The 24,161-nt window shown below is 39.3% G+C and carries 20 protein-coding genes and 1 pseudogene; 17 read left to right on the forward strand and 4 right to left on the reverse strand.

All coding sequences use genetic code 11. From position 1 onward, the window contains the following. Window positions 1-6 precede the first annotated feature (6 nt). The 11 genes from DWX28_RS08590 (at window position 7) to DWX28_RS08640 (ending at window position 12,021) form a co-directional block, all read left to right on the forward strand. On the forward strand, window positions 7-1,695 hold the full coding sequence (locus tag DWX28_RS08590; RefSeq protein ID WP_118252453.1) for a [FeFe] hydrogenase, group A: 1,689 nt from the start codon (window positions 7-9) through the stop codon (window positions 1,693-1,695). Between the two features lie 324 nt (window positions 1,696-2,019). Beyond that, window positions 2,020-2,862, forward strand: coding sequence for a fumarate hydratase (locus tag DWX28_RS08595; protein ID WP_118252454.1), 843 nt, complete (start codon window positions 2,020-2,022; stop codon window positions 2,860-2,862). 1 nt (window position 2,863) lies between these two features. Next, window positions 2,864-3,421: a Fe-S-containing hydro-lyase gene (locus tag DWX28_RS08600; RefSeq protein ID WP_022214507.1), complete on the forward strand. Its 558-nt coding sequence runs from the start codon at window positions 2,864-2,866 to the stop codon at window positions 3,419-3,421. Window positions 3,422-3,489: 68 nt separating this feature from the next. Beyond that, a complete protein-coding gene (spoIVA, locus tag DWX28_RS08605) occupies window positions 3,490-4,959 on the forward strand; it encodes a stage IV sporulation protein A (RefSeq protein WP_118252455.1) in 1,470 nt (489 codons plus the stop codon). Between the two features lie 299 nt (window positions 4,960-5,258). Beyond that, a complete protein-coding gene (locus DWX28_RS08610) occupies window positions 5,259-5,705 on the forward strand; it encodes a Panacea domain-containing protein (protein WP_118252456.1) in 447 nt (148 codons plus the stop codon). After that, window positions 5,674-6,615: a hypothetical protein gene (locus DWX28_RS08615; RefSeq protein WP_118252457.1), complete on the forward strand. Its 942-nt coding sequence runs from the start codon at window positions 5,674-5,676 to the stop codon at window positions 6,613-6,615. The genes DWX28_RS08610 and DWX28_RS08615 overlap by 32 nt, the downstream gene beginning before the upstream one ends. 310 nt (window positions 6,616-6,925) lie before the next feature. Further along, window positions 6,926-9,322: a hypothetical protein gene (locus DWX28_RS08620; RefSeq protein WP_158565298.1), complete on the forward strand. Its 2,397-nt coding sequence runs from the start codon at window positions 6,926-6,928 to the stop codon at window positions 9,320-9,322. A gap of 115 nt (window positions 9,323-9,437) precedes the next feature. Beyond that, window positions 9,438-10,082, forward strand: coding sequence for a diacylglycerol/polyprenol kinase family protein (locus DWX28_RS08625; RefSeq protein WP_118252459.1), 645 nt, complete (start codon window positions 9,438-9,440; stop codon window positions 10,080-10,082). A 22-nt stretch (window positions 10,083-10,104) separates the two neighbouring features. After that, on the forward strand, window positions 10,105-10,938 hold the full coding sequence (locus DWX28_RS08630; RefSeq protein ID WP_118252460.1) for a hypothetical protein: 834 nt from the start codon (window positions 10,105-10,107) through the stop codon (window positions 10,936-10,938). Beyond that, complete coding sequence (locus DWX28_RS08635; RefSeq protein ID WP_118252461.1) at window positions 10,935-11,279, forward strand: hypothetical protein; 345 nt, start codon at window positions 10,935-10,937, stop codon at window positions 11,277-11,279. Before DWX28_RS08630 ends, DWX28_RS08635 begins: the two co-directional genes overlap by 4 nt. Before the next feature lie 106 nt (window positions 11,280-11,385). After that, window positions 11,386-12,021 carry a hypothetical protein gene (locus DWX28_RS08640; RefSeq protein WP_118252462.1) on the forward strand — a complete coding sequence of 212 codons (636 nt, stop codon included), beginning with the start codon at window positions 11,386-11,388 and terminating at the stop codon, window positions 12,019-12,021. 134 nt (window positions 12,022-12,155) lie between these two features. On the opposite strand, the pseudogene tnpC reads toward DWX28_RS08640, so the two are convergent. The 3 genes and pseudogenes from tnpC to tnpA form a co-directional block, all read right to left on the reverse strand. Then, window positions 12,156-13,801, reverse strand: a pseudogene (gene tnpC, locus DWX28_RS08645) (IS66 family transposase). Window positions 13,802-13,953: 152 nt separating this feature from the next. Then, window positions 13,954-14,307, reverse strand: a complete 354-nt coding sequence (gene tnpB / locus DWX28_RS08650) for an IS66 family insertion sequence element accessory protein TnpB (protein WP_118252463.1) — start codon at window positions 14,305-14,307, stop codon at window positions 13,954-13,956. Further along, window positions 14,300-14,617 (reverse strand): IS66 family insertion sequence element accessory protein TnpA, encoded by a 318-nt coding sequence (gene tnpA / locus DWX28_RS08655; RefSeq protein WP_442857733.1) that lies wholly within the window; start codon window positions 14,615-14,617, stop codon window positions 14,300-14,302. The genes tnpB and tnpA overlap by 8 nt, the downstream gene beginning before the upstream one ends. A gap of 197 nt (window positions 14,618-14,814) precedes the next feature. Here tnpA and DWX28_RS08660 point away from each other — a divergent pair, with 197 nt between their 5' ends. From DWX28_RS08660 to DWX28_RS08685, 6 genes are all read left to right on the forward strand, one after another. Beyond that, window positions 14,815-16,407 (forward strand): AAA family ATPase, encoded by a 1,593-nt coding sequence (locus tag DWX28_RS08660; protein WP_118252465.1) that lies wholly within the window; start codon window positions 14,815-14,817, stop codon window positions 16,405-16,407. Between the two features lie 201 nt (window positions 16,408-16,608). Continuing rightward, on the forward strand, window positions 16,609-18,954 hold the full coding sequence (locus tag DWX28_RS08665) for a hypothetical protein (protein ID WP_118252466.1): 2,346 nt from the start codon (window positions 16,609-16,611) through the stop codon (window positions 18,952-18,954). 160 nt (window positions 18,955-19,114) lie between these two features. Beyond that, on the forward strand, window positions 19,115-19,588 hold the full coding sequence (locus DWX28_RS08670) for a hypothetical protein (RefSeq protein WP_118252467.1): 474 nt from the start codon (window positions 19,115-19,117) through the stop codon (window positions 19,586-19,588). 22 nt (window positions 19,589-19,610) lie between these two features. Continuing rightward, on the forward strand, window positions 19,611-19,967 hold the full coding sequence (locus DWX28_RS08675; protein ID WP_118252468.1) for a DUF2226 domain-containing protein: 357 nt from the start codon (window positions 19,611-19,613) through the stop codon (window positions 19,965-19,967). A gap of 83 nt (window positions 19,968-20,050) precedes the next feature. After that, window positions 20,051-23,125: a tetratricopeptide repeat protein gene (locus DWX28_RS08680; RefSeq protein WP_158565299.1), complete on the forward strand. Its 3,075-nt coding sequence runs from the start codon at window positions 20,051-20,053 to the stop codon at window positions 23,123-23,125. A 79-nt stretch (window positions 23,126-23,204) separates the two neighbouring features. Continuing rightward, a complete protein-coding gene (locus DWX28_RS08685; RefSeq protein ID WP_022214520.1) occupies window positions 23,205-23,612 on the forward strand; it encodes a phage holin family protein in 408 nt (135 codons plus the stop codon). Window positions 23,613-23,825: 213 nt separating this feature from the next. On the opposite strand, the gene DWX28_RS08690 is transcribed toward DWX28_RS08685, so the two are convergent. After that, a partial coding sequence (locus tag DWX28_RS08690; protein WP_147342093.1) for a transposase occupies window positions 23,826-24,161 on the reverse strand: 336 nt, incomplete at its 5' end.

A 24,161-nucleotide genomic window follows, 5' to 3' on the forward strand; every position in this document is an offset into this window, starting at 1 on the left:
TAAAGTATGGGTACAATGACAATAGACGGTAGAAAAGTAGAATTTACCGATGAAAAAAACGTCCTGACTGTTATCCGTAATGCGGGAATCAATATTCCGACACTGTGCTATCATTCAGAGGTTTCCACCTTTGGTGCCTGTCGTTTATGTACCGTAGAAGATGACAGAGGAAGAACATTTGCATCCTGTTCAGAAGTGCCGAGAGACGGCATGGTGATCTATACCAACTCCGGCAAGATCAAGAAATATCGTAAATTGATCGTAGAACTGCTTCTTGCAGCACACTGCAGAGATTGTACAACCTGTATTAAGAGCGGTGAGTGCGTTCTTCAGGAACTGGCACATCGTCTCGGCGTTCGCGATATCCGTTTCAAAAATACGCGAGAGATTCATCCGCTGGATCTCAGTTCTCCATCCATCGTGCGTGACCCGAACAAATGTATCCTCTGCGGCGACTGTGTACGTGCCTGCGAGGAACTTCAGGGAATCGGTGCACTTGGATTTGCATTCCGTGGAACAGAAGCCATGGTTATGCCTGCATTCAACAAGAAGATTGCAGAGACTCAGTGCGTAAACTGCGGACAGTGCCGTGTATTCTGTCCGACAGGAGCGATTTCCATCCGTACACATATGGATGAAGTCTGGGATGCATTGGCAGATCCGGACACCCGTGTCGTAGCGCAGATTGCACCGGCAGTACGTGTCGCAGTCGGCGATCACTACGGACTGGCCAAAGGCCGCAGCGTTATGGGCAAGATTGTAAATGCCCTTCACCGCATGGGATTTGATGAAGTTTATGATACCAGTTTCAGTGCCGACCTTACCATCATGGAAGAAAGCGCAGAATTCCTGGACAGAATTGAGAAAGGAGAGAAACTTCCTCTTCTGACCTCCTGCTGTCCTGCATGGGTCAAATTCATCACAGAACAATACAAAGAATATATTCCGAACCTTTCCACCTGTAGATCCCCTCAGGGAATGATGTCCGCAGTCATTAAGGAATACTTCCGTGATCCGGAACACGCAGCAGGCAAGAAAACCGTTATGGTTTCCATCATGCCATGTACAGCCAAGAAAGCAGAAGCGATCCGTCCAAACAGCTTTACCGAGGGCGAGCAGGATACAGATATCGTTATCACAACAATGGAACTTCTCCGCATGATCGATAACTTCGGTCTTGATTTCGCATCCCTGGATCCGGAAGCATGTGATATGCCATTTGGATTCGGTTCCGGCGGCGGTGTTATCTTTGGCGTTACCGGTGGTGTTACAGAGGCGGTTCTCCGTCGCCTGACCCCAGATCATACCAAGGAAGCAATGCGTGAGATCTCTGAGTGTGGTGTCCGTGGAGAAGAGGGAATCAAGGAATTCTCTGTACCATACAAAGACATGGAGATCAAAGTCTGCGTAGCCAGCGGACTTGCCAATGCAAGGATCGTTATGGACCGTGTAAAGAACGGCGAAGCAGAATACCATCTGATCGAAGTAATGGCATGCCGTCGTGGCTGTATCATGGGTGGCGGTCAGCCGACCAGATCCGGTGACAGGACCAAGGCAGCCAGAGCAAGAGGTCTGTACAATGCAGACAACACCACGATCATCAAGAAATCTGACGAGAACCCGATGGTACTCGAACTTTACCAGGGACTTCTCAAGGGTAAAGAGCACGAACTGCTCCATAACGAATTCTATTAATTCCGCGCGTATAACTTCCGAGGGGGAAGTTAGAAGAAAAAGATAAATAAAATCCATGCTTAGATTTTTTGCCATAGGAAATCTGACATAAAAGATAACCAGACTCCACAAAGAGAGATGCTTTGACAGGAGTCTGGTTGTTTTGCTATTAAGAACCGTTTGTTTTTCTACAGATACTTGCAGATTCGAACGAGATAGTCTAAAATAAAATCAGAAGTGCCAGAAAAACAGCAGAGAATCTGTCATCCTGTATCACTCACATTTCGCGATGATACAGCACAACGTTGCTGTCGGCACAAAAACGAAAGATAGGAGTAAATGCAAATGCGTGAAATCAAAGCATCAGCTATCACAGACACCATCGAGCGTCTCTGTATCGAGGCAAATCAGGTTCTGCCGTCTGATATCAAGGAAGCAATCCAGGCCTGTCGTTCCTGTGAGGACGGACAGATTGCCTGCGGTGTCCTCGACAACATCATCGAGAACTATCAGATCGCAGAGAATGAACAGGTTCCGATTTGTCAGGACACCGGTATGGCATGTGTTTTTCTGGAAATCGGCCAGGACGTACATATCGCAGATGGAGATCTGACAGAAGCAGTCAATGAAGGTGTCCGCAGAGGCTACACAAATGGCTACCTCCGCAAATCCGTTGTCAAAGACCCTGTCCGCAGAGGAAACACAGGTGACAACACACCGGCAATGCTCTACACCGAGATCGTTCCGGGCGAGCACATCCGCATCACCGTCGGACCAAAAGGCTTCGGAAGTGAAAACATGAGCGCGATCCGCATGTTCAAGCCATCCGCAGGCATCGAAGGAATCAAAGACTTCATTCTGGAGACTGTAGAGACAGCAGGCCCGAACCCGTGCCCACCGATGGTAGTCGGTGTCGGAATCGGAGGAACTTTTGACAAGGCAGCCCTTCTTTCAAAGAAAGCCCTCATGCGTCCGGTAGACACCCAGAACCCGGATCCATATTATGCTGACCTGGAGAAAGAAATGCTGGAAAAGATCAACCAGCTCGGAATCGGACCGCAGGGATTCGGTGGAAGGACCACAGCCATCGGCCTGAACATCGAGACCATGCCAACCCATATCGCCGGCATGCCATGTGCGATCAACATCAGCTGCCACGTAACACGCCACAAAACGGAGGTGCTTTAATATGGAACGTCACATCACACTGCCATTAACAGAAGAACTGGCAAGAACTCTTCACGCAGGCGACACCGTCTACCTGACCGGAACCATCTACACCTCCCGCGATGCCGGACACAAGAGAATGTGCGAAGCACTTGCACGCGGCGAGGAACTCCCTTTTGACCCGAAAGATGCAACCATCTACTATGTAGGCCCGACCCCTGCAAAGCCAGGTCAGGTCATCGGTTCCGCAGGCCCGACCACCAGCGGAAGAATGGATGCCTACGCACCGACCATGATGTCCGTAGGCGCACGTGGAATGATCGGCAAGGGCGCCCGCCTTCCGGAAGTCGTAGAAGCCATGAAGAAATACAGCGGCGTTTACTTCGGAGCGATCGGCGGAGCCGGAGCCCTTCTCGCCAAATGCATCAAGAGTGCAGAACTGGTTGCCTACGAAGATCTCCAGTCCGAAGCACTCCGCAGACTTTATGTAGAAGAAATGCCCCTCGTCGTGATCATCGACAGCGAAGGCAACAACCTCTACGAAGAAGGCAGAGCAGAATACCTCAAAAACCGTAAATAAAATAGTTTCCTCCTGCATATATTGTAACGATACATGGGACTGTTACAATATATGCAGGGGGATTTTTTATGGAAAATTTTCAGATTTACCGGGATATTCAGGCGCGTACCGGTGGTGATATATACATAGGCGTTGTCGGACCTGTACGGACAGGAAAATCAACGTTCATCCGAAGATTTATGGAACTTGTGGCACTTCCCGCCATGGAACCGGGGCAGCAGGCCGAAGTCCGCGACCAGCTTCCCTTGAGCGGTTCAGGGAAACTCATTACTACCGTAGAGCCTAAATTTATCCCAAAAGAAGCGATTCCCGTGACACTCGGCGAAGACCAGAAAGTTCAGATCAAACTGATCGACTGTGTCGGTTTTCTTGTCAAAGACGCCTCCGGCCACATCGAAGACGGAAGAGAGCGGATGGTCAAAACTCCATGGTTCGAAAAAGCCATTCCCTTCCACGAAGCCGCCCAGGTTGGCACCCGCAAAGTTATCCAGGAACACGCAACGATCGGCCTCGTAGTCACCACCGACGGCAGTTTCGGTGAGCTTCCGAGAGAAAATTTCATCGAAGCCGAAGAACTCACGGTCAAAGAATTAAAAAAACAGGGCAAACCATTTCTGATCCTTGTCAACTCCCAGACACCATATAAAGAAGAAACCCAGAAACTCTGTCGGGAGCTGCGGGAAAAATACGGCGTGACCACGATCTCCGCCAACTGTGAACAGCTCCGCAAAGAAGACATCATAAAGATCCTGGAAAATGTCCTCTACGAATTCCCGGTCAGTGAGATCCAGTTCTACATTCCGAAATGGGTCGAAATGCTTTCACCACAGCACGAACTGAAAGCCCAGATCCTCACACAGATCCGCGAATACATGCAGAATCTGACGCACATCCGCGACATCACCAAGGACTCCGTTCAGCTCACAGGACCCTATATTCAGGAGACACTTCTCGATCAGGTCGATCTTTCCACCGGGATCGTCCGCATCCGTATCCAGGTCAAAGACGAATTTTATTACAAGATCTTAAGCGAAATGAGCGGCATCACTATGGAAAGTGAATACGACCTGATCCACACCATGAAAGAACTGGCAGCCATGAAAGAGCAGTACGTCAAAGTCCAGGCAGCCCTCGAAGCCGTCCGCTCGACCGGCTACGGCGTCGTCGTCCCGGAACTCTCCGAGATCCAGATCGAAGACCCGACCGTCATCCGCCAGGGTAACAAATTCGGCGTAAAGATCCGCTCCAAGAGCCCGTCCATCCACATGATCAAGGCAAACATCGAAACCGAGATCGCCCCGATCGTAGGCACCGAGCAGCAGGCCAACGACCTCATCCAGTACATCGGCGAGAGCAGCCAGCGCGGCGAAAGCATCTGGGAAACCAACATCTTCGGCAAATCCATCGAACAGCTCGTCCAGGACGGCATCCGCACCAAAATCTCCGCCATCGGCGAAGAAAGCCAAACCAAACTCCAGGACACTATGCAAAAGATCGTTAACGACAGCAAGGGCGGGATGGTGTGTATTATCATCTAAGCGAAATGTAAAATTGTGTTGCTTTACGGACAAAAGGTTTCATGGTATCATATCTATATAGGAAAAACTTATTATAGAGAATGATATCGTGAAGCCTTTTTATTTTCTAAAAAGCGAAAAAATGCTTGCTTTGTTGGTTGAATTATATTACAATAAGCAAAGAGCAAAATGTTCTTGATAGTATTGGCATCAGTCAATCATGGAAAAAGATTGAACTTCAATATTCAATAAACCTCTTTCAATTTCCTGATAACTATTGTATTATATAGACATAATATATAAGAAAAGGAGGGATAGATATGGAAGACACATTATATGTAGCAAAAGCATTATATGACATGTATCTGGAACAGACGGGTGTATATATGGATGAGATGAAAATGCATAAATTAATGTATTTCTCACAGAGAGAATCCCTCATGTATAATCAGGAAGCCTTATTTGTAGAGGATTTTTATGGTTGGAGGTATGGTCCTGTTTTAAAAAGCGTGCGTAGCGAATACATGAAAAGTGTTCCGTTTCATAATGTACACGGAAATGTATCGACTCGGACAGGGATGTTGCTTAAGTCAGTTTTGCAACGATACGGACATGAATCTTCTTGGAAACTCAGCAGCTTATCACATGGTGAATTTTCATGGAAAATGGCAAGGAAGGGACTTAAGGCTTCTGAAAATGGTGATGTGAAATTGTCTTTAGCTGCTATGGAGGTTGATGCAGCGAGAGAATTGGCTTCTCGTAATTAGAGTAAGTTTTTGGGGAGTGATAAACATAAATCTTAGTAAAGTACATGAGTTATTTGATGTGTATGAGTGTGAGGTTTTGACATCGCACATAGAGAATAAAGAACTTATAAAAGGCTTTGTTTCGGCAAAAGAAGGAGATTCTCTTGAATCTTACTTGAAAGATCCTGCAAAAGCATGGAAAGAAGATTCAGATGGAGAAACCAGAGTATACATAATTAAAGATAAGTCTATTAAAGGTGCCACTAATATTGCATGCTATTTTTCACTTAAATGTGGATTGCTCGTAGGTGATAAGATAGAAGAAAAACTTTCAGAAGAAGAATTGGCTCTTCTTGAACCATATATTGAGGCAAAACGCAAAAACGATGGAAATGCAGAGCAGAACATGTTTGATGCGATAAATTCGTTTTTTCCAAATCGAGCAGATACTTTATTTGCAATTGCATCGGAACGTTTAAACAGAAAAACAGAGGCATTACAAATTGGACAGTCAGAAAATACAATTAATGTTCCGTTATGCTTTTCAGCGATAGAGCTAAGACACTTTTGTAGGAACGCGAGTTATAGATCCACTCAAAAACTAAATATACCATTGGGATTTGGTTTGTTTTGGGAAAAAATTGTTCCTGTAATATTAGATATTTCCGACAGAATAGGAAGTAAATATGTTTATCTTTTTGCTGCTGATAAAACATACAATGGGATGGAAGTTGGCACGAAATCTCTTATTAATCACTATAAAGAGAATTTGAAATTTCATGAGTGTGATAATGTAATAAAATTTGTAAAACCAGATTATGACCATTGGTGTTACGGATTGATTCAAGAAATATCTGAACTAAGAGCAAACAAAGAAGCTATTTGGGAACAATTTTCCGATGTCTTGGAAGAAGGCCTGCCAGGAAATTGATTTCTACCAGAAAAGCAAGAGGTATGGAGAATTTCATTATTTAATGATGAGGTTCTCCATATTTTTGTGTAGAGCTATGTCGAAAGAACGAATTACTATTTCGATATACAGAACGACAAGAACTGTCCTATATATGATACAATAAAAACATCGAGAATTGTTGACAGATGAAAAAGCATTAAGCAGCGACAGACTGGCTATCTGTGGGGGAGCGCTATTTGGCTGAGATATCTGTAAGATTATTACATATATTCAGGCATTATGAATGTCAGCTGTGAGTGCAAAATATCAAATGTGGGGAGCAGAGCTTATGAGAAAAGGGGAAAAAGAAAATTTAAGAATTCAATTAGGGGAAAGATTTTATGATTATGTAGAAAAGTGCCGTAAGTTTTTGGGATGGAAGCAAATGAAAATATGTGAAGCGATTGCCAACAGTATGAATGGGGAAGAGATTGGCACTGAAAAAAAGCTAAAAGCTAATACAATATATCAATATAAACAGAAAGGCGTGTCAGGGAAACAGGCAGAAAATCTGTTAAATGCCTGCATTGAATTTCATATAACATATCACGTGCCGCGAATAGAACTGTCTCAATTTGTGACAGAGTATAAAGAAATCGCGAGAAAGTTATTAAAAAGGGAAGTCAATATAAATACATCAGGACTTCCATATGTAGTGGAATATTCTCATGAATTATCGGAAGAAGAGAAAGAAGAATGGGATAGAGTCGTATGTCCGGACAAGTTACGCAAAAAATTAGATGATTTTTTCAAAAAAGAAAGTAAATGTATGATAATTCAGGGAACAAGAAAAAGTGGGATTACAGTTTCTGTTGAGAAATATTTATTAGACAAGCAGAAAGGACAAGAAACAATAATCATTCCGTATATCTATGATATTGAACAAATGGAATATTCAGATACCATGGAACAACAACTAAGGAAAGATTTGCAAGGGGATTATGTAGTTATACGAATAGGGTATAGAAAATTTGAACATTATGATTTCCTGAAAAATGCTAAAGCTAAAGTTTTAATATTAAGCCATAGTATGGCTGGAATTGATGCTCCGGCAGAGGCAGAGACTCTTGTATTTAATGATCTCACTAATAATATACAGTGCACACGGCAAATGCTGGAAAAATACGTTCCAGAACTGGATAAGATATTGAACGAAGAAAACCCCGAAACTAAAGAAACCATGGAAATTGCATTGAATAAATTCCACAATATTACAGGCGGCATTCCAATAGCTGTTAAAAAAATTGGAGAACTTATATGGAAGTTATACCATGTGGATGGAATAGGAATGGAACAGATCCTGAAAGAAACTTTGTGGAAAAATGAAAAAGGGAAAGAAACTTATCAATATTTATGGAATGAATTAATGGAAGATATGTGGAATCGCATTGGTAAAACAGAGCGGAAGGTATTAGAAAGAATAGCATGTATCGCAACGAGCGTGAGCAAAAAGATGATGTGGAGTCTGAATAATATGAATCCCGATGGCAATGTTATGGACAATATGTTGCATAATCTTTTTCTTATGGAAGGTGGAAAAACCAGAAACAGTGATGCGCCCTATCCGGGAGTAAGGCTCTTTCCGTTAATGAGGAACCTTATTCTGTATAAACTCAGTACGGATGTAGCGATAGATGAGGAGAAATTCTATAAAGAAACCATGGAAAGGGCAATTCGTTATCTGGAAGAAGCACTGGACAGTAATGAAATGGCAGGAATTTATAAGGGGAAAATGTGCTTTTTGGATCGAGAAGGAGAATTTCAGGTAGTAAAGTCAATACTTGAATTTTGCTGTGAAGATAATATAGAAAAATATATGATGCTTACAATGAAGTTAGAACCTTATTTTTCATTAAGAGGTAAAGATGGTAAATATGTAAGAGAAATTTATGAAAACCGTCTCAGGGTAGCAAGAGATAACAATTTTAACCGCGATGTGCTTACTTCATACGGTTATATTATTAATCAACGTATTCTGCGAGGTGAAAACAATCTGGCAGAAAATAATTTTCATGTATCTCTTGCATATGTGAACAGATATAAATTAAAAGAAGCGTTATCGCCAGCTTATTTATTGATGAAGGTAAAATATAATATTTATATTGGGCAGGATTACGGAATGGCAGAAAAAATTCTACAGCAAATTTCGAAAGTGATTCTTTCAAATCTCCAAAAAGCAGAAGCGGAGTTTTATAGTTGGATTTGCCAGTGGAAGTTGAGTCAAGAGATTGATATTGAAAAATTAAAGAACAAGATCGATATTTATTTGACCGAAGGTGATGTAGATAATAACATCATTGAGATACAATATGGTCTGGTTTTGGCAGAATTATGTATAGAGCAGTATTTAAAGGATACGCACACAGATGCTGAGCTAGGTGCTGCCGAAAGTGTATTAAGAAAAGTAGAAGCCTATATCAACGCGTGTAGATATCCTGTTGCGTTTCAACAGAGTTGCTACTATTTTAACAGAGCCTGTATTGCCAAAATTCAAGAAGAAGAGAGGAAATTTAACGGAGTCTGCATTGCCGAAATTCAAAAAGAAGAGTGGAGATTATTTATGAATAAAGCGCAACGAGCTTATAAACGAACAGATCGTGGCATTTGGAAGAAACAAAAAGAAGAATATTTAAACAATATAGAAAAAATTATTGGGGAAAAATGGAAAAATATGGGGAACAATTAAAACAATTTGATTTTTGGAAGTTGTAAAAGGGAAAGTCTGTCGAACTAAATATATCTATGAGAAATAACACCGGTTATAATTGACTCAAATAATAAAGAAACGGAGGAAAAAGATAATGAGAAATGTGATCGGTGTTGTAGCAAGTGTCGCTTATATTGTAGGAGTTCTGGCTTTCTCATCCAAAATGAAATGCCTCGGACTTGAATTCAGCCGGAAATTTGCACATATGATGGTTGCGAACTGGTGGTTCATTGGAAATTATATCTTTGACAATGTAATTGCATGTTCCACAGTTCCGATCATCATTGGAACGGTAATGGCTTTGTCCTACAAATATTCATGGTTTGATGGCGTTGAGCGGCCAGGTCAGAAAAAGAGTTTCGGAACCGTGTATTACTTTATTTCGCTTTTGCTTCTGGTAAATATTTCCTTCAGGCTTTATGGAAATATGATCCCGATGGGAATATATTTCATGCCGCTGGGATATGGCGATGGAATGGCAGCGCTAGTTGGAAAAAAATTTCACAAGGGAATCTACAATGTACGTGGAAGTCAGAAAAGTGTTTCCGGTTCTCTGGCAATGTTTCTCGTTTCATTTATGACCATGTATGGATATAGTGTTATTTATGATCTGAATTATTCAGTACAGAAGTTGCTGGCACTTAGTGTGGCAGCTGCTGTTATAGAAGCTGTTTCCATTAAGGGAAGTGATAACATAACGATTCCTCTGGGAACGTATATTGTTTCCTTCATCATATGAACAGTATGAGGAGGAATAAAAAATGGGAAAAGCTTTATTTTCAAAAACAAAAATTCAGAAGAATTCAAACAGTATCATCCAGAATGGTAGTTCAAATGTCGTCGTCGTACAAACGGGTGTTCCGAATGTTCCAAAATTTGATGACTCGCATAAAATCGACTGGTCAATTCGGAAAATCAAAGAGATGCGTGAAATCTGTCCCAGAAGATTTGGTGTAAAAGACAGCCTGGAACGTGCCGTGAGAATTGATAACTATTTGGAGAGGATATTATTTTGCAGCAGCAAAGAAAATGTCAGTCCGACGTTAAGATTGTATGGACATTTTTCACCTTTTTCTACTATCAAAGGTCAGATGAACCATTCAGACCTTGATAAACTGGAATTAAGTGAAAAGAGGCGAATGTTGGAGTGGGCCCAGAATGGCTATCCTGTAAAAGTAATCATTAGCTTGCAGCCATCGCTGATTTGCGAAATGTCATATGATTTAGAACAGTATGACGAGCGTTGCGCAGATCTGGAACGATCACTTACATCACTTGAAGATTATAAGAATGTCCAGTTTGTAGTAGATGATGTCTGCGAATTGGATTCGTTGTATATTTTTGATACACTTTTCTACTGCGCATCAAGAAATGATGATCTGGATAAAGTCAGTGCGACTTACGTAAGTACAGATTTTGTTCCGGATTTGGCATTTGTCAAAAATAAGATAAGAACTTTTGATAAACGCTTTGAAATGTTGAAAGAACAAAATAAGTATCTGATAAAAGGCATGGAACTGACAGGAGAGAGACAGTATATACATAATGTCAGTCAGATTCGGAAAGAAAATTATCTGGAGGAGGACGATTTATGAATTCATTTATCAATATCAATAATATTACAAGAAACTCAAATTCCATTGTAATATCAGGAAAACAAAATGAAGTTAATTACGGCTCTAAAAAGACCAACAATGGAGAATGGAAGGAAGCCAGAAAATGTGTTGAAGAGGACGAGAATCTGAATGAAAAGCAGAAGGAAATTCTGAAGAAAATCTTATCCAAAGCAGAAGAAAGTCCCTCCGCAGAAGGACAGCAGGCTGCCAGAAACGACTTTCAGAAATTCGTAGACTGCGCAGGAAAAACAGCAGAAAAGATTGTGAAAGCTTTTTCAAAGATTAGATCAGTGGCAGAGTATTTTGGAATATTTCAGTAAAAGATTAAAGCAACCTAATACAAAATTTTGAACAGACTCCTTTCTGAGCAGGTGAAAAAATAACAAAGCTTGGTTGTTCAGAAGGGAGATAGGAGATAAAAGTAAAGTGGAATTTATAAAAAATACATGGTTTGTGGGTATTTCAACAGGAGTTATTAGTGGAGTACTGGTATTTTTCTTTACAAATTGGATAATGAAAAAGAAAGGAAAAGAAGATTATTTTAAACAAGTAGCAATGGCAAACCAAAATGTTATATCAGCATTAAAACCCTATATTGCTGAACGTGGTTTGCCAGAGGTAGAGATGTTTAGAGCATTGATTGCATCTACTGCTAGAAAATATTCTGTTAAGGCATATGATATGTATACAATATCAATATTCTGTGAGGAATTAATACGAGAAATTATAAGTGATGTGTATGTTTCCTCGGATAAGAAAAAAGAGTATACAGATATTTTAATTACATATAAGAAAGATGTTGACAAAGAAAATCTACAAGAAAAAACGGACAGTGCAAATACTGTAGATTATTCTACGAAACTTAGAAAGCGAATGGCAGGGTATATGTCGGTACTGACATCAATAACATCAATGATTTTGACAATAATTTTGCAAAGAATGGAGAATACGTATCTTTCCTTTAATGATTTTTTGGAAACTGATCCATTCCGGTTGTTAGCCGTAGCAACACTTATTATTATTGTGTGTGTTGGTGTTTGGCAAATAATAAAGAAAAGTTAATGGAACTTTTTTTCAGTGAAGATGAACTTACTGTATATTAGTAAGTAGGTAATCATCCGTATATTGACATTTTATAAAAGCCATCTGATACTGTTTCTGGCTGTCTGCCAGATTCTATATCAGATGGCTTAGTATTATTTTTTTAGTTTAGTACGGCAGTATTCCGGAAGATCCTCTGACCATGGAAGCAGTTTCTTTAATTCTTCCTCTTTAGGAAAAGCTCCCATTTTTCTGAGTTCATCCAATATATAAGTCAGATATGCATATGGTTTCAGATAGTTCAGAAGTGCCATTTCTGTAATGCTGTAAACAAGGGCACTGGCATCTGCTCCCCGTACACTTTTAGCAAACAGCCAGTTGCAGCGTCCCACTGCAAAGTTTTTCAATGCACGTTCTGCACTGTTGTTGTCTATGCTGAGATGACCATCTTCCAGATACCGTCTCAGATATACTTCCTGATTAAGCGTATACAAAATGGCATCACCAATAAGGGAAGATCTGTCTACAGAATCTTCCATCGTACGCAGCCATTCAAACAGGGCATCCATAACCGGACGGGACTGTTTCTGGCGTTCTTCATATTTTTCTTCCGGTGTTTTGTCATGGATCATCTCTTCGATCTTATAGAGAATCCCGATCCTTGACATCGCCTGATATGCAACTGTCTCTTTCAGCTGTTCTTTTGTGAAATCTTTTTTCAATGCTGTGAGGGCTGCATCAAAACGTCGTCTTGCATGGGTAAGGCACCCGCTTACTATGATACCTTCTCCTAAACTGTGATAAGCCTGATATCCATCGCAGGTCAGATACCCATGAAACCCGTCCCTTAAAAAATTTACAGGATGATATCCCGCACGGGTCCTTTCATAATCGAAGAGTACCATCTGCGGGGAACCACTGGATTCATCCGTGAGATATACCCACATCCAGTTCTGGGGCGTCCCTTTCTGATCTGGTTCTCCGAGTACCTGGATACGGCTTTCGTCACAATGGATATATCTGCTTTCCAGGAGTTCCTCTTTCATCAGCTGATACAGCGGTTTCAGGTATCTGTCTGCGCAGTTTATGATCCAGTTCGCCATAGTCTTTGTGGAGAGATCGAGATCATATCTGGCAAACTCTCTTTCCTGACGTGCCAGAGGCATTCCATTTACATATTTAGCGTTCATGATACCGGCGACAAGGGAAGGCGTAGCGATACTTCCACGGATCAGGGAAGGTTCTTTTTCCGGACGTTTCATGGACCCGCATTTCGGGCAGCTGTATACATAAGTGATCTCTTCCTCAACCTCAAACTTTGCAGATACAAAGCGCAGGCGTTTTACGGTCTCCTTTGTTACTACGCTGTATTTTTTTCCGCATTCCGGACAGTAACGGGCTTCCCCTTCCAGTTTATAGGTTCTGGTCTCAACGGTCTCAAAATTGGAAAGGTCTTCTTCCTTCTTTCCTTTTCTTTTTTACGTTTATAAGAGGATGGCCGGATCTCTTCAAAAAGTTCTTCTGTTTCTGCATCCGCACTGGCTTCTGCCTCATTGAACAAGTTCATCTGTTCATAGCCTTCGGCATACTTTTCACTGGATGCACCAAACTGTTTCCTCTGTGCAAGGGTAAGACGGTCAGAGAGCATGGCATTTAAGAATTCAAGTTCTTTCTGTTTATCTTTCAGCAGCTGGATCTCCGTATCCTTCTTCTTTGTCTGTTCCTGTACGATCTTCATCAATGAGATCAGATCTTCACGGCTCATGTTATTCAGTTGTTTATCTGTAAAGATCGGTTCCATATCCTGTTCTCCCTGCTTTAGCGTTATTAAAAGTATATCATGGTTCCAGCTGTTTTCCTATAAAAAACTGCGCTTACGGATATAGGAAATACGCTGAGAAATGCCATGTTTTTCATGATTTTTACGGGATTGACAGCTCCGCTGTCTTATGCTTACAGGATGATCTTTGGATGGTGTTCCTCAAATGCACCCCTGGGATTTAACGAGAGCCCGTCGCACAGCCAGTGGTTCTCTTTTAAAGTCACCTGGCGGAGTTCGTCCGGAGTATCCGGCCAGTGGAAAGCATTACGGTCGAGCCGTTTCATCAGGATCCAGAATCCGGATCCGTCCCATTGGAGGATCTTTATAGAAGTACGCCGACGGTTGCAGAACGCAAACATGCAGCGTGAGTATGGGTCGAGGTGAAATTTTAATTTGATGATGGCAGCCAGACCATTGTAACTTTTTCTCAGATCAGTGACTCCGCAGGCAAGATATACCGTTGTTCCTCCTGCCAGATCAAGCATGGCACTGCAGGAATCCCAGTATGGATTCCATCAGTTCCGGCCTGCAGGAATCAGATATCTCAATACGGATACTGTCTGAGATAAAAATACGCACCGGTGAAGATTCCTTAGAGAGAAGCTTTCTGGCAGTTTCCTGTTCAGAGGGAAGTCTGACAAAGACCATATCCTGTTCAGATTCGGATGCCAGCTCTTCTTTTACAAGTCTGCGGATCCAGTATCCCATCGTAGATAAAGGGATACCGTTTTCTGCACACCATTGTTTACATGTTTTCCCACTGGTCTGGCATTGCTGGATACGGTCAGACCACAGTTTTGCTTTTTATTCTTTATTCATAGTGATATAGAATACCTCCTGAGTTTTAAGGAGATTGTAGCAGAATAAAAAACAAAAAAACAGATACGGATGATTACCTACTTACCATAGAAGAAAATCATTTCAAAAGCCCGCCGATTATGATAAACTTTAAATATAAAAAAGTGACTGCTGAAACAAAGGGAGGCATCAAAATGGGAAACTATCTGAATCCGGGTTCCACACTGTTTCGATATAGCCTGCGCTCTGAAATATATGTAGATAAGAGTGGTTTAATCGAAAAAACAAATAAATTAATAAATACAGAACAACGATACATTTGTGTGAGCCGACCAAGACGTTTTGGAAAATCTATGGCAGCAAATATGCTGGCTGCATATTACAGCAGAGAAGAAAATACAGAAGAACTATTTGATGATTTGAAAATCAGCAAAGAAGTCGATTACAAAGAATATTTAAATCAATATGATGTCATCAAGATCAACATACAGGAATTTCTAAGCATGAGTATGAGCGTTGAGGAAATGTTGAATATGTTACAGACGCGCCTGCTCCGAGAACTAAAAAGAAAATATCCGGAATATGTTGACAGCGAGCATCTTGTGTTTGCGATGCAGGACATTTATGCAGAGACGAAATATCAATTTGTAATCCTGATCGATGAGTGGGACTGCATGTTCCGCGAATATAAAGAAGATATAGAATCCCAGAAAAAATATCTTGATTTTCTAAGAATGTGGTTAAAGGATAAAGAATACGTAGCACTTGCTTACATGACAGGAATACTTCCCATAAAGAAATACGGCTCCCACTCCGCCCTGAACATGTTCACAGAATACTCCATGCTGAATCCCCGTGATATGGCAGAATATTTCGGTTTTACAGGAGAAGAAGTAAAATCCCTTTGCAGTCGTTATGACAGAAACTTTCAGGAAGCACAGGCATGGTATGATGGATATGAACTTGTAACTCTAGAAGGTAACAACAAAAAAACATACGCCATGTACAGCCCAAAATCCGTAGTAGATGCTATGTTGAGTGGCATTTATGACAACTACTGGAATCAGACCGAAACCTATGAAGCCCTGAAGATCTACATTTCCATGAATGTTGATGGTCTGAAAGATGCTGTAATCCGAATGCTTGCAGGCGATCGTATTGAGATTAATACAGGAACTTTCTCTAATGATATGACATCCTTTCAGGGAAGAGACGACATCTTGACGTTGCTGGTTCATCTTGGATATCTGAGCTACCACTGGCCTGACAGAACCGTTACAATACCAAATAAAGAAGTTTCACAGGAATACGTAAACGCGATCAGTACTATGAACTGGAGCGAAGTTATCCGTTCCGTAGATGATTCACGGAAATTACTTAAAGCTTTATGGGAAATGGATGCAGACACAGTAGCCGAAGGAATCGACCGCGCTCACAATGAAATATCAATCCTGCAGTACAACAACGAAAACTCTCTGAGCTGCACCATCAATCTTGCATTCTACTTTGCAAGAGAATACTATACCATCGTCAGAGAACTACCATCAGGAAAAGGCTTTGCTGACATCTGCTTCATCCCAAGAAAACTGCACGCAGACAAACCGGCAGCAGTCATCGAACTGAAATGGGATAAAACTGCCAGCGGTGCGATTGAGCAGATAAAAGAAAAACAGTATGTAGAGGCACTGAAAGACTATCATGGGAATTTATTGCTGGCTGGAATTAATTATGACAAAGACACGAAGAAACATAGTTGCGTAATAGAGAAACATAAAATAGAGGGCTGATAAAAAGATATGGAAACTTCTACAGTGGAGTTTTCCATATCTTTTTTGTGCAATTATGTCGTAAGAACGAACCATTGTTTCGGCATACAGAATGATAAAAATAGTCCTACATATGGTACAATAGTATATGAAGATATCAGAATACAGATAAATTGGAGAAAATAAATTAACACTAAAAAGTCAAAGAGAGTTGAAGGCGAAATGGAAGAAAATACAGAAACCGTTAAAGAACCACAATATTTAATGCAGAATTTGTGTAACCAAATCAAACAGCTGACAAAGAAAAGTCTGAACAAAATACAGAGTGAAATTAGCGAAAGTACGAAATTTTCGACTGAAGTAATACGAAAATATGAAGGAGAAACCTCCAAAAATAAACCGGAGATGTTTTTGATAGGCTGTGTAGAAGTTGCTGAAAAAAATATTCTCTCTTCAGATATAATAAATAAATTTATTGCAGAATATATTCAGAGTTTCAAAAAACATAAAAAATATACAATTGATTTAAAGGTAGTTTTCAAAAATAACACCGAGTTGCGGTATGAGAGAAAAGAAGATGAAGAAAATAAACATATTATATGTCCACAGGTATTGAAAGACAAGCTGGATACTTTTTTACAAAGAAGTCCTAAGCGCTTTTTATACCTTGCAGGTACATGCAAAAGTGGAATTACCATTAGCGTAATAAAATATTTTGAAGAAAAAAATAATGGAGAAAGTCCTCGAATATTTAATTTTTACGAGCACAGCATAAAAGAAATAAAAAACAGCATGGCACTAAAAGCAGCGCTCATACAAGGACAATGTGTGATCATACATGTTGGCCTTCAAACATTTCCATTCAGTCAGATGGAGTTTGTTGGAAAAGGAAAAGTAATTTTGCTTGCACATACTCCCTGCGAAAATCTGTATCTTGAAGATATGGAATACGTTGTATTTAATGATCTGATTAATCAGACAAAATGTATAGAGGAACTTTTTAGGAAATATGTGCCGGGAATCCTGAAAGAAAGTTCACTTAGCGAAAGGGAGATTAAGGAAATATTTATTCCCAAAATGAAAGAAAAAACAGGTGGGCTTCCGCTGGCGGTATATAAATTAGGAACTGCAATATTCGAAAAAGACTTATTGAAATATGAAGAGAATCTCGAAAAATATTTCTCATCCCCATTATATCTTAATCCAGACCTGCAACCAGTATATGAAGATTTATGGAAAAGCCTGGTTGATGTTATGTGGAAAGAAATTGATTCAGAAGCACAGTCTTTGATCATATGTGCAAGTTACTTTTCAGGAGATATTAGCATCGATATGCTCAAATTTCTTTTAAGAGATGAAATGTCAGAGGAAGCATGGAAAAAGTCACTTTCGCAGGCTTACCGATATATGCTTATTATGGAGAGCGGAAGAAATCGAAAAGAGGGGGAGGATGGGAACTTCAGAGGAGTAAGGATTTTTTCTGTTATAAAAGAATTAATCCAATTTAAATGCTGGAAAGAATCAGAGTACAGCAAATATATGAAGCGCAGCGTAGAATTCTATATCCGTCGGATTAAAAATCTGGACATAAATGCTGTTTACAGTGGAGAAAAAACGTTTCTTGATCGGGGTGGGGAACTTGTGATTGTAAGAGAAGTTCTCAAGTATTGCTCAAAAAATAATCTGCATGAGCAATATTTTCAGATAGCAGGAACCAATATGGCAGATTTCTTTTACATGCGGACGAAAAAAACTGAGATTGCGGATCAGATAAATGCAGAACGTTGCGAAATTGCACGAAAAGTCAAAAATCATATCCAGGTACTGGAAACTTACGGGATGTATATGCGCAGGGCTGTTAAATGGAATAAAAAAGATAAGGCTCTGCGGGCATTGAAACTCGCAGATGATTATTACAAAGGGCATTCTGGTGATATAAATATATATGCATGTACCCGTTTTTTGAATGGAAAGGCTATGACCCTTTTTAAGGTGCAGAGGGATATGAATGCTTCGAGAATAATCTGGAAGGATATGTTGGAAAAATGCGAATTAACAGATCGTGAGCAGTCCTGGTGTGTGCGCTGGTCTATGAAATGTGATTTTTGTACCAAAAATAAACCTCTGGACGAAATAGTAGAAGAGGCACAGGAAAACTTTAAAGATGCCAGAGCAAAAGGCTTTTACAGAGCAGCAGTAGATTATCTATTATACATAGCAAAATGTTGCTTTTTGATGTATCTACAGGATCCAATGGACAATGGCTATGTGGACCAAATGGAACGATTCTTGAATGATGCAGCTGTTTTTTTAGAGAAGTATTCTTTTCTTGATAATCAGTATAGAGCAGAATACTTATATTTTTATTGCTGCGTTTTGACAATTAGAGGCAAAGAGACCACAGATGATATATTACAACAAACTTTAAAAACAGCAACGGATGTTAATGAAATACATAAGTACAAAATTTTAAAACAGCTTCTGAATAAGCTGTCGGAAATGAAGAAAAATGGCGATTTTGAATATGAAAATGGTGATTTTTATGATAAAATTGTCTGCTTTTGTTAAATGAAAGGAGTCGTTAATGGTTGAATCTTGTTGAAATAATGGTTCATCTGAGTGAGCAATGGCCGTGCTTTGGGGATCAGATGCGTTATAATAGCATAAACAGACTGATCAGCTGTTATGGCAACCAGAAGTTAAGATGAACGAAAGGGAGGAAACCATTATGAGCGACAAAGCAAAAGAACTGGATAATCTGAAATTCAAGATTACGGGAGACATCATCAAATGGGAGGGAAGCGTTATCAAGATCGCTAATATCTCATATATTACAAATGATAAGTTTGAGACACCTGCTTTTCCAAAGCTGTCTGTGGTACTGATCATTTTAGGTTGGATCTTTAGATACTATAATGCAGCTGCTTTTGGTGTCTGTGCTGTAGTTGGAATTGCATGGATCTGCTACTGGTACTATAAAAAGACGGAACTCCAAAACAAAACGCTTTTGACTTTGGCAATGAATTCAGGAACCAGAATTCCGATTGTATTTCATGATAAAGCGTTCCTTTTCAAGGTGTTGAGTGTGCTTGAAGAAGTAATGAAAGCAGGAAGTATTGGACAGCAGAATATTACAGTAAGTATTGAAAATTGTGACATTAGTGGAGATGCTAAGATCTTAACTGATATGAATATCAATTAATTAATTGAGAAAGGGCTTACATATGGAAGTAAAAATTCAGCTGAATGGTGTCAAAGCGAAAGATGGGGCTAAAGTTTTAACTGGTGCCAAAATCAGAGGCGATGGCAAGTGTGATATCCAAGCAGAGAACATTGAAATTTCAGGAAATGCAGAGTTACTGACAGATATGGAGTTAGGCGAGGTTATGCAGAAAGCTGAAGAGGCACTGCAGGAACTTGATCCGTCTTCAACAGAATACGCTTCCTTAAGTCAGGTTATTCAGACAGGAAGAACTGGAAATAGAAGAGAACTTCTGAAAAAAATTGGAATGCATATTGGAATGTTCGCAGAAGGAGTATTACAAAATATTGTGTCGGATGCTATGTGTGGCAAAAGATAAAAAATGTAATGTTTGGTGTAAGGGCAGTGTCTGGCTTTGTGACACTGTCCTTACTTGCTATTATAAATTTAAGGTGGGAGTTTATGAACCAAAAAAATTTTTACACAGCATTTAATATCATATACAGTTACCTAAAAGAACCTCTTGGGATTTACCAAAAAGAACAGTTTTATCGTATGATTTTTCTGGATATCTATGCGCTGACAGGAGATGGCTTATACGATAATGACTCAATTCGAAAGATAACGTCCGGTCAAACTCTCATTCACAGAAGAGTAGCTAAGAAGTTATATACCGAAAATGGATATGAAATATTTCGAGAGAGTATCGAAAAAGTTTGCCTATCTGGCGAATTTGAAAAAACAAAGATGTTATCAGATTTACAGAGATTACTTAAAGAAAGCACAGTAATCCCAGATAATATAAAACAACAGATCAACAAGAGTTTTGCAGAAACTTCTTCTTATCAGCAATCACGTGCGATTGCTGCGATATTAATTTGCTCCGACAAGGCAGATTGTGCATGGCAAAAGAAAAGTGTTTTCAGTTTAGATGTAAGTTTTATGAGACTGGAAGCAGATTATCCTCCTGCAAAATATCCAAAGTATATTTCTGACTCACCGGATGCGGCTGTAGAAGAACTGATTGGTCGGGAAGAAGAACTTAAAGAGTTATATTCAGAAATCGTAGAAAAAGAACAGAATATGATGATTTCGGCAGTTGGAGGACTTGGAAAAACAGAACTTGTAAAAGCATTTTTGAACCGTATTATGAATACGGAAGTTCAGGAAAATGGAATCGAAAATGTTGCATGGATCCCGTATAATAATCAGGATATTCGCTTATCTATAAAACAGGCATTGCATTTGTCAGGGGATTTGGGGGAAGTTTGGTCAAAAATCCAGGATAAAGCGGCACAATATAATAAAAAACTGCTCTTAATCGTAGATAATATTGAAAAAGTAAAGGATGATAAATATTTACAGAAATTAAGTTCTCTTCCATGCCGAATACTACTAACAAGCAGGCAGCAAACATTTCCGGGATTTCACAGAATAATGTATCTACAGCCTCTGAAAATGGATAAATGTCGAGAGCTATTTTATCGTCATTATCAATTTGAAGAAAGAGACAATGAAACAGTTAATGATATCATCACGCTCACAGCAAAACTTACGATTATGATTGTGTTTATTGCAAAAGCGGCATACATAGAAGAAATGTCTCTGCATCAGCTATATTCCAAACTGGTCGAAAAAGGTTTTAAACTAAGCGAAGAAGATGTTTCCTGTGAGCATGAGAAATTACAAAATGATGATACCATTATCCGGCAGATGTGCATTTTATTTTCCATTGTAGAATATGGCAAAGAGGAAAAGGTTCTGCTTACCTGTATTTCAGTAATACCAAATTTACAATTTGATTTTGCAAAAGCGAAAAAATGGTTTAAAACAAAAAAGAACGGACAACTGCTAAAACTTTTTGACATTGGAATGTTAGAGCATAGCGTGAAAGATAGAAAACATATTTACTGGATGCACTCTGTTATTGCAGCTGCAATCAGAGAACAGCAGAAACAAATCCTGTATGACACGGCATCTCCATTTGTACATGAACTGTCCAGAGAGTTAGATCTTGGAGAATATTGGGGAAAAGGATATACAAAGCTTGATCTGATCCCGTTTTCCTGGTCTGTGGCAGATCTGTTTGAAGACCATTGGGGTAATGAGGATGATTCTGTTTTCTTGCTCAGATTATATTATGTCTGCTTTGAAGCAAGCAGTTATCTGCTGTGCAAAACTCTGATAGAAAAAGTAATAGAAATTGATAAAACGATTCAGAATCCAGAAATGCTGATTCGAGACTATAGAAATTATGGCGAATTATGGCTGAGGATGGATGAGACAGAAAAAGCTATTCAGTATTTGAATACTGCGAGAGGATATATGAAACAGATAGATCCTGATCAACGACTCAAAAGAGAATGGGCTTATTTATGGCATGAATATGGAAATATCTATTTCCATAAAGGAGAAGCCACAAAGGCGATAAGATATTATAAACGTGCCCTGAAAATTGATCAAAGTATTCCGGATCTTCCGCGAAGAGAACTTTCGACAGACTATTCAAGTATTGCTGTAATCTATCAGGCAATGGGAGAACTGACAAAGGCATATAAGATGTTGACAAAGGCTATTGAGATCGACGAAAAAGATGAAAACGATTCTGAATTTATTATGAACATTTATTATATGGCGACATTATGTACGGATTTTGTAGCAAATGGATATGATAAGTATATTCCGAAAGCGGATCAATGTTATAAAACAGTGATTCGTTTTCGTGAAAAAAATTTGGCAAAGAATAGTAATGATTTGGCAGATGTATATTTGGAATATTCAAATTTCCTTTATCAGATTGGAGAAAAAACACGGTCTTCTTATTTCGCTAATGAAGCCCATATTATTTATTTTGGACTTTATGGCGAAGAAAGCTATCATGTACTTCAGTGTTTAAATAATAAGGCATTGATACTTTGGGAAGAGGGAAAAATAGAAGAAGCTTTGAAAATGTATCGTGATATTGTTAAACGTGCAGCAAATATGCGGAATATCCCATTTGATGATGTGTGTATGGACTATCAAAATTACGCAGATTTACTGGAACATACAGATCAGTATGAAGAGGCGATGGAATATTATAAGAAATATATTCGCCTAATTAAGCAAAATGTTTCTGAGAATAGCCCCAAACTGGCACAGTCCTACATAGGAATGGCTAATTGTCATATGGGAATGGGGGATTATGAAACAGCAGTTAAATATTTGGAAAAATTAGCACCATTTACAAAAGATGATTCATTACTGGAACGATTGATGCATCATAAAATTGGGACATGTGCTGCTTTCATAGGAAAAGATGATATGGCAGCAGACCATTTGGAAAAGGCACTTCAGTTATGCGATGAAAACGGAATACTGGACAGAGGATATATTTATGTTGATCTGTGTATAATTTATCATAGAATGAAACAGAATGACAAAGCTATTTTCTGTGGAAAAGAAGCGAAAAAATTTGCGGCAAACTTTAAGGATACAGCACTTGATGAATATGTTCATAATTTAGACATAATTTTAGAAGAAAAACAGAACATTTAATATCACAGCCAAATTAAAAGAAATTTGCTATTATCTCTGCATACAAAGAACTGAATGCATGGAAAGAGAGGTAGCAGAGATGAAAATTACAAAGTTAATTGATGTACTTATGGCGGTGAAGAAAATTACAGGAGAAATACTTGGCGGCTGCGATGATTTATTATTGGCGTTACTTATATTTATGGCAATCGAATATATAACTTGCACATTAGCTGGAATCTATAATAAGAAAATTAAAGAAATCACGCTTGATAAAATCATAAAAAAATCATGTATTATCCTTTTGGTAGCAGTTGGTAATGTAATAGATTTGCTGATTTTTCAGAACGGCAATGTGATCCGCACAGCAGTTCTTTCCTTTTACATTTCCAGTGAGGGTCTGGGCATTTTAGAGAATATAACAGTAATCGGGGTATCAGTTCCACAGAAATTAAAAAGTATCCTGGAACAGATGAAAGATGATTCGTCTGAAGAAAATAAAAAGTAAAAGCCAGACTAATCGAAAACCGTACATACGAAGATTGTATGGATGATTTGGAAGTCATTTCTGGAAATGTACCAAAAGTATTCATTTATGATAATCAGCAAACCTATATAGAAGAAATTTCCATTTCTTAACCTATTGTGCTACTTCAAATAAATTATATGAAAACCTGTAAATGCGCAAAGAATCCCTGTAATTATTGGAAAACTAAAATTTTTAGAATATCAATTCCTTGATTTTTCCAAGTTCGCAGGGTTCATTGAAAATACTGTTTAATGCAATACAGAGATTGTACGCCAGTACTTTATTGACCAGGCGGGTACATAATCCCTGAAAGCTTTTGGCCAGCACTCTTTCTGCATTTAGTTGACCAGTTAGCTGCGAAAACACAGTTTCTACCCGCCTTCTCTGTTTGAATATTAATTGACGCACAGATTTTGTCCAGTTTTCTTTACTGTTAGAACGCTTCAGGGCAAAAAGGCAGATATTTTGCTCCTGCATCAGCCTTTCACCGACATAGCCCTTGTCTGCTAAAACTGTGAAATTTGAACA

The organism is Blautia sp. AF19-10LB (assembly GCF_003461245.1).
Lineage (GTDB): Bacteria > Bacillota > Clostridia > Lachnospirales > Lachnospiraceae > Blautia_A > Blautia_A intestinihominis.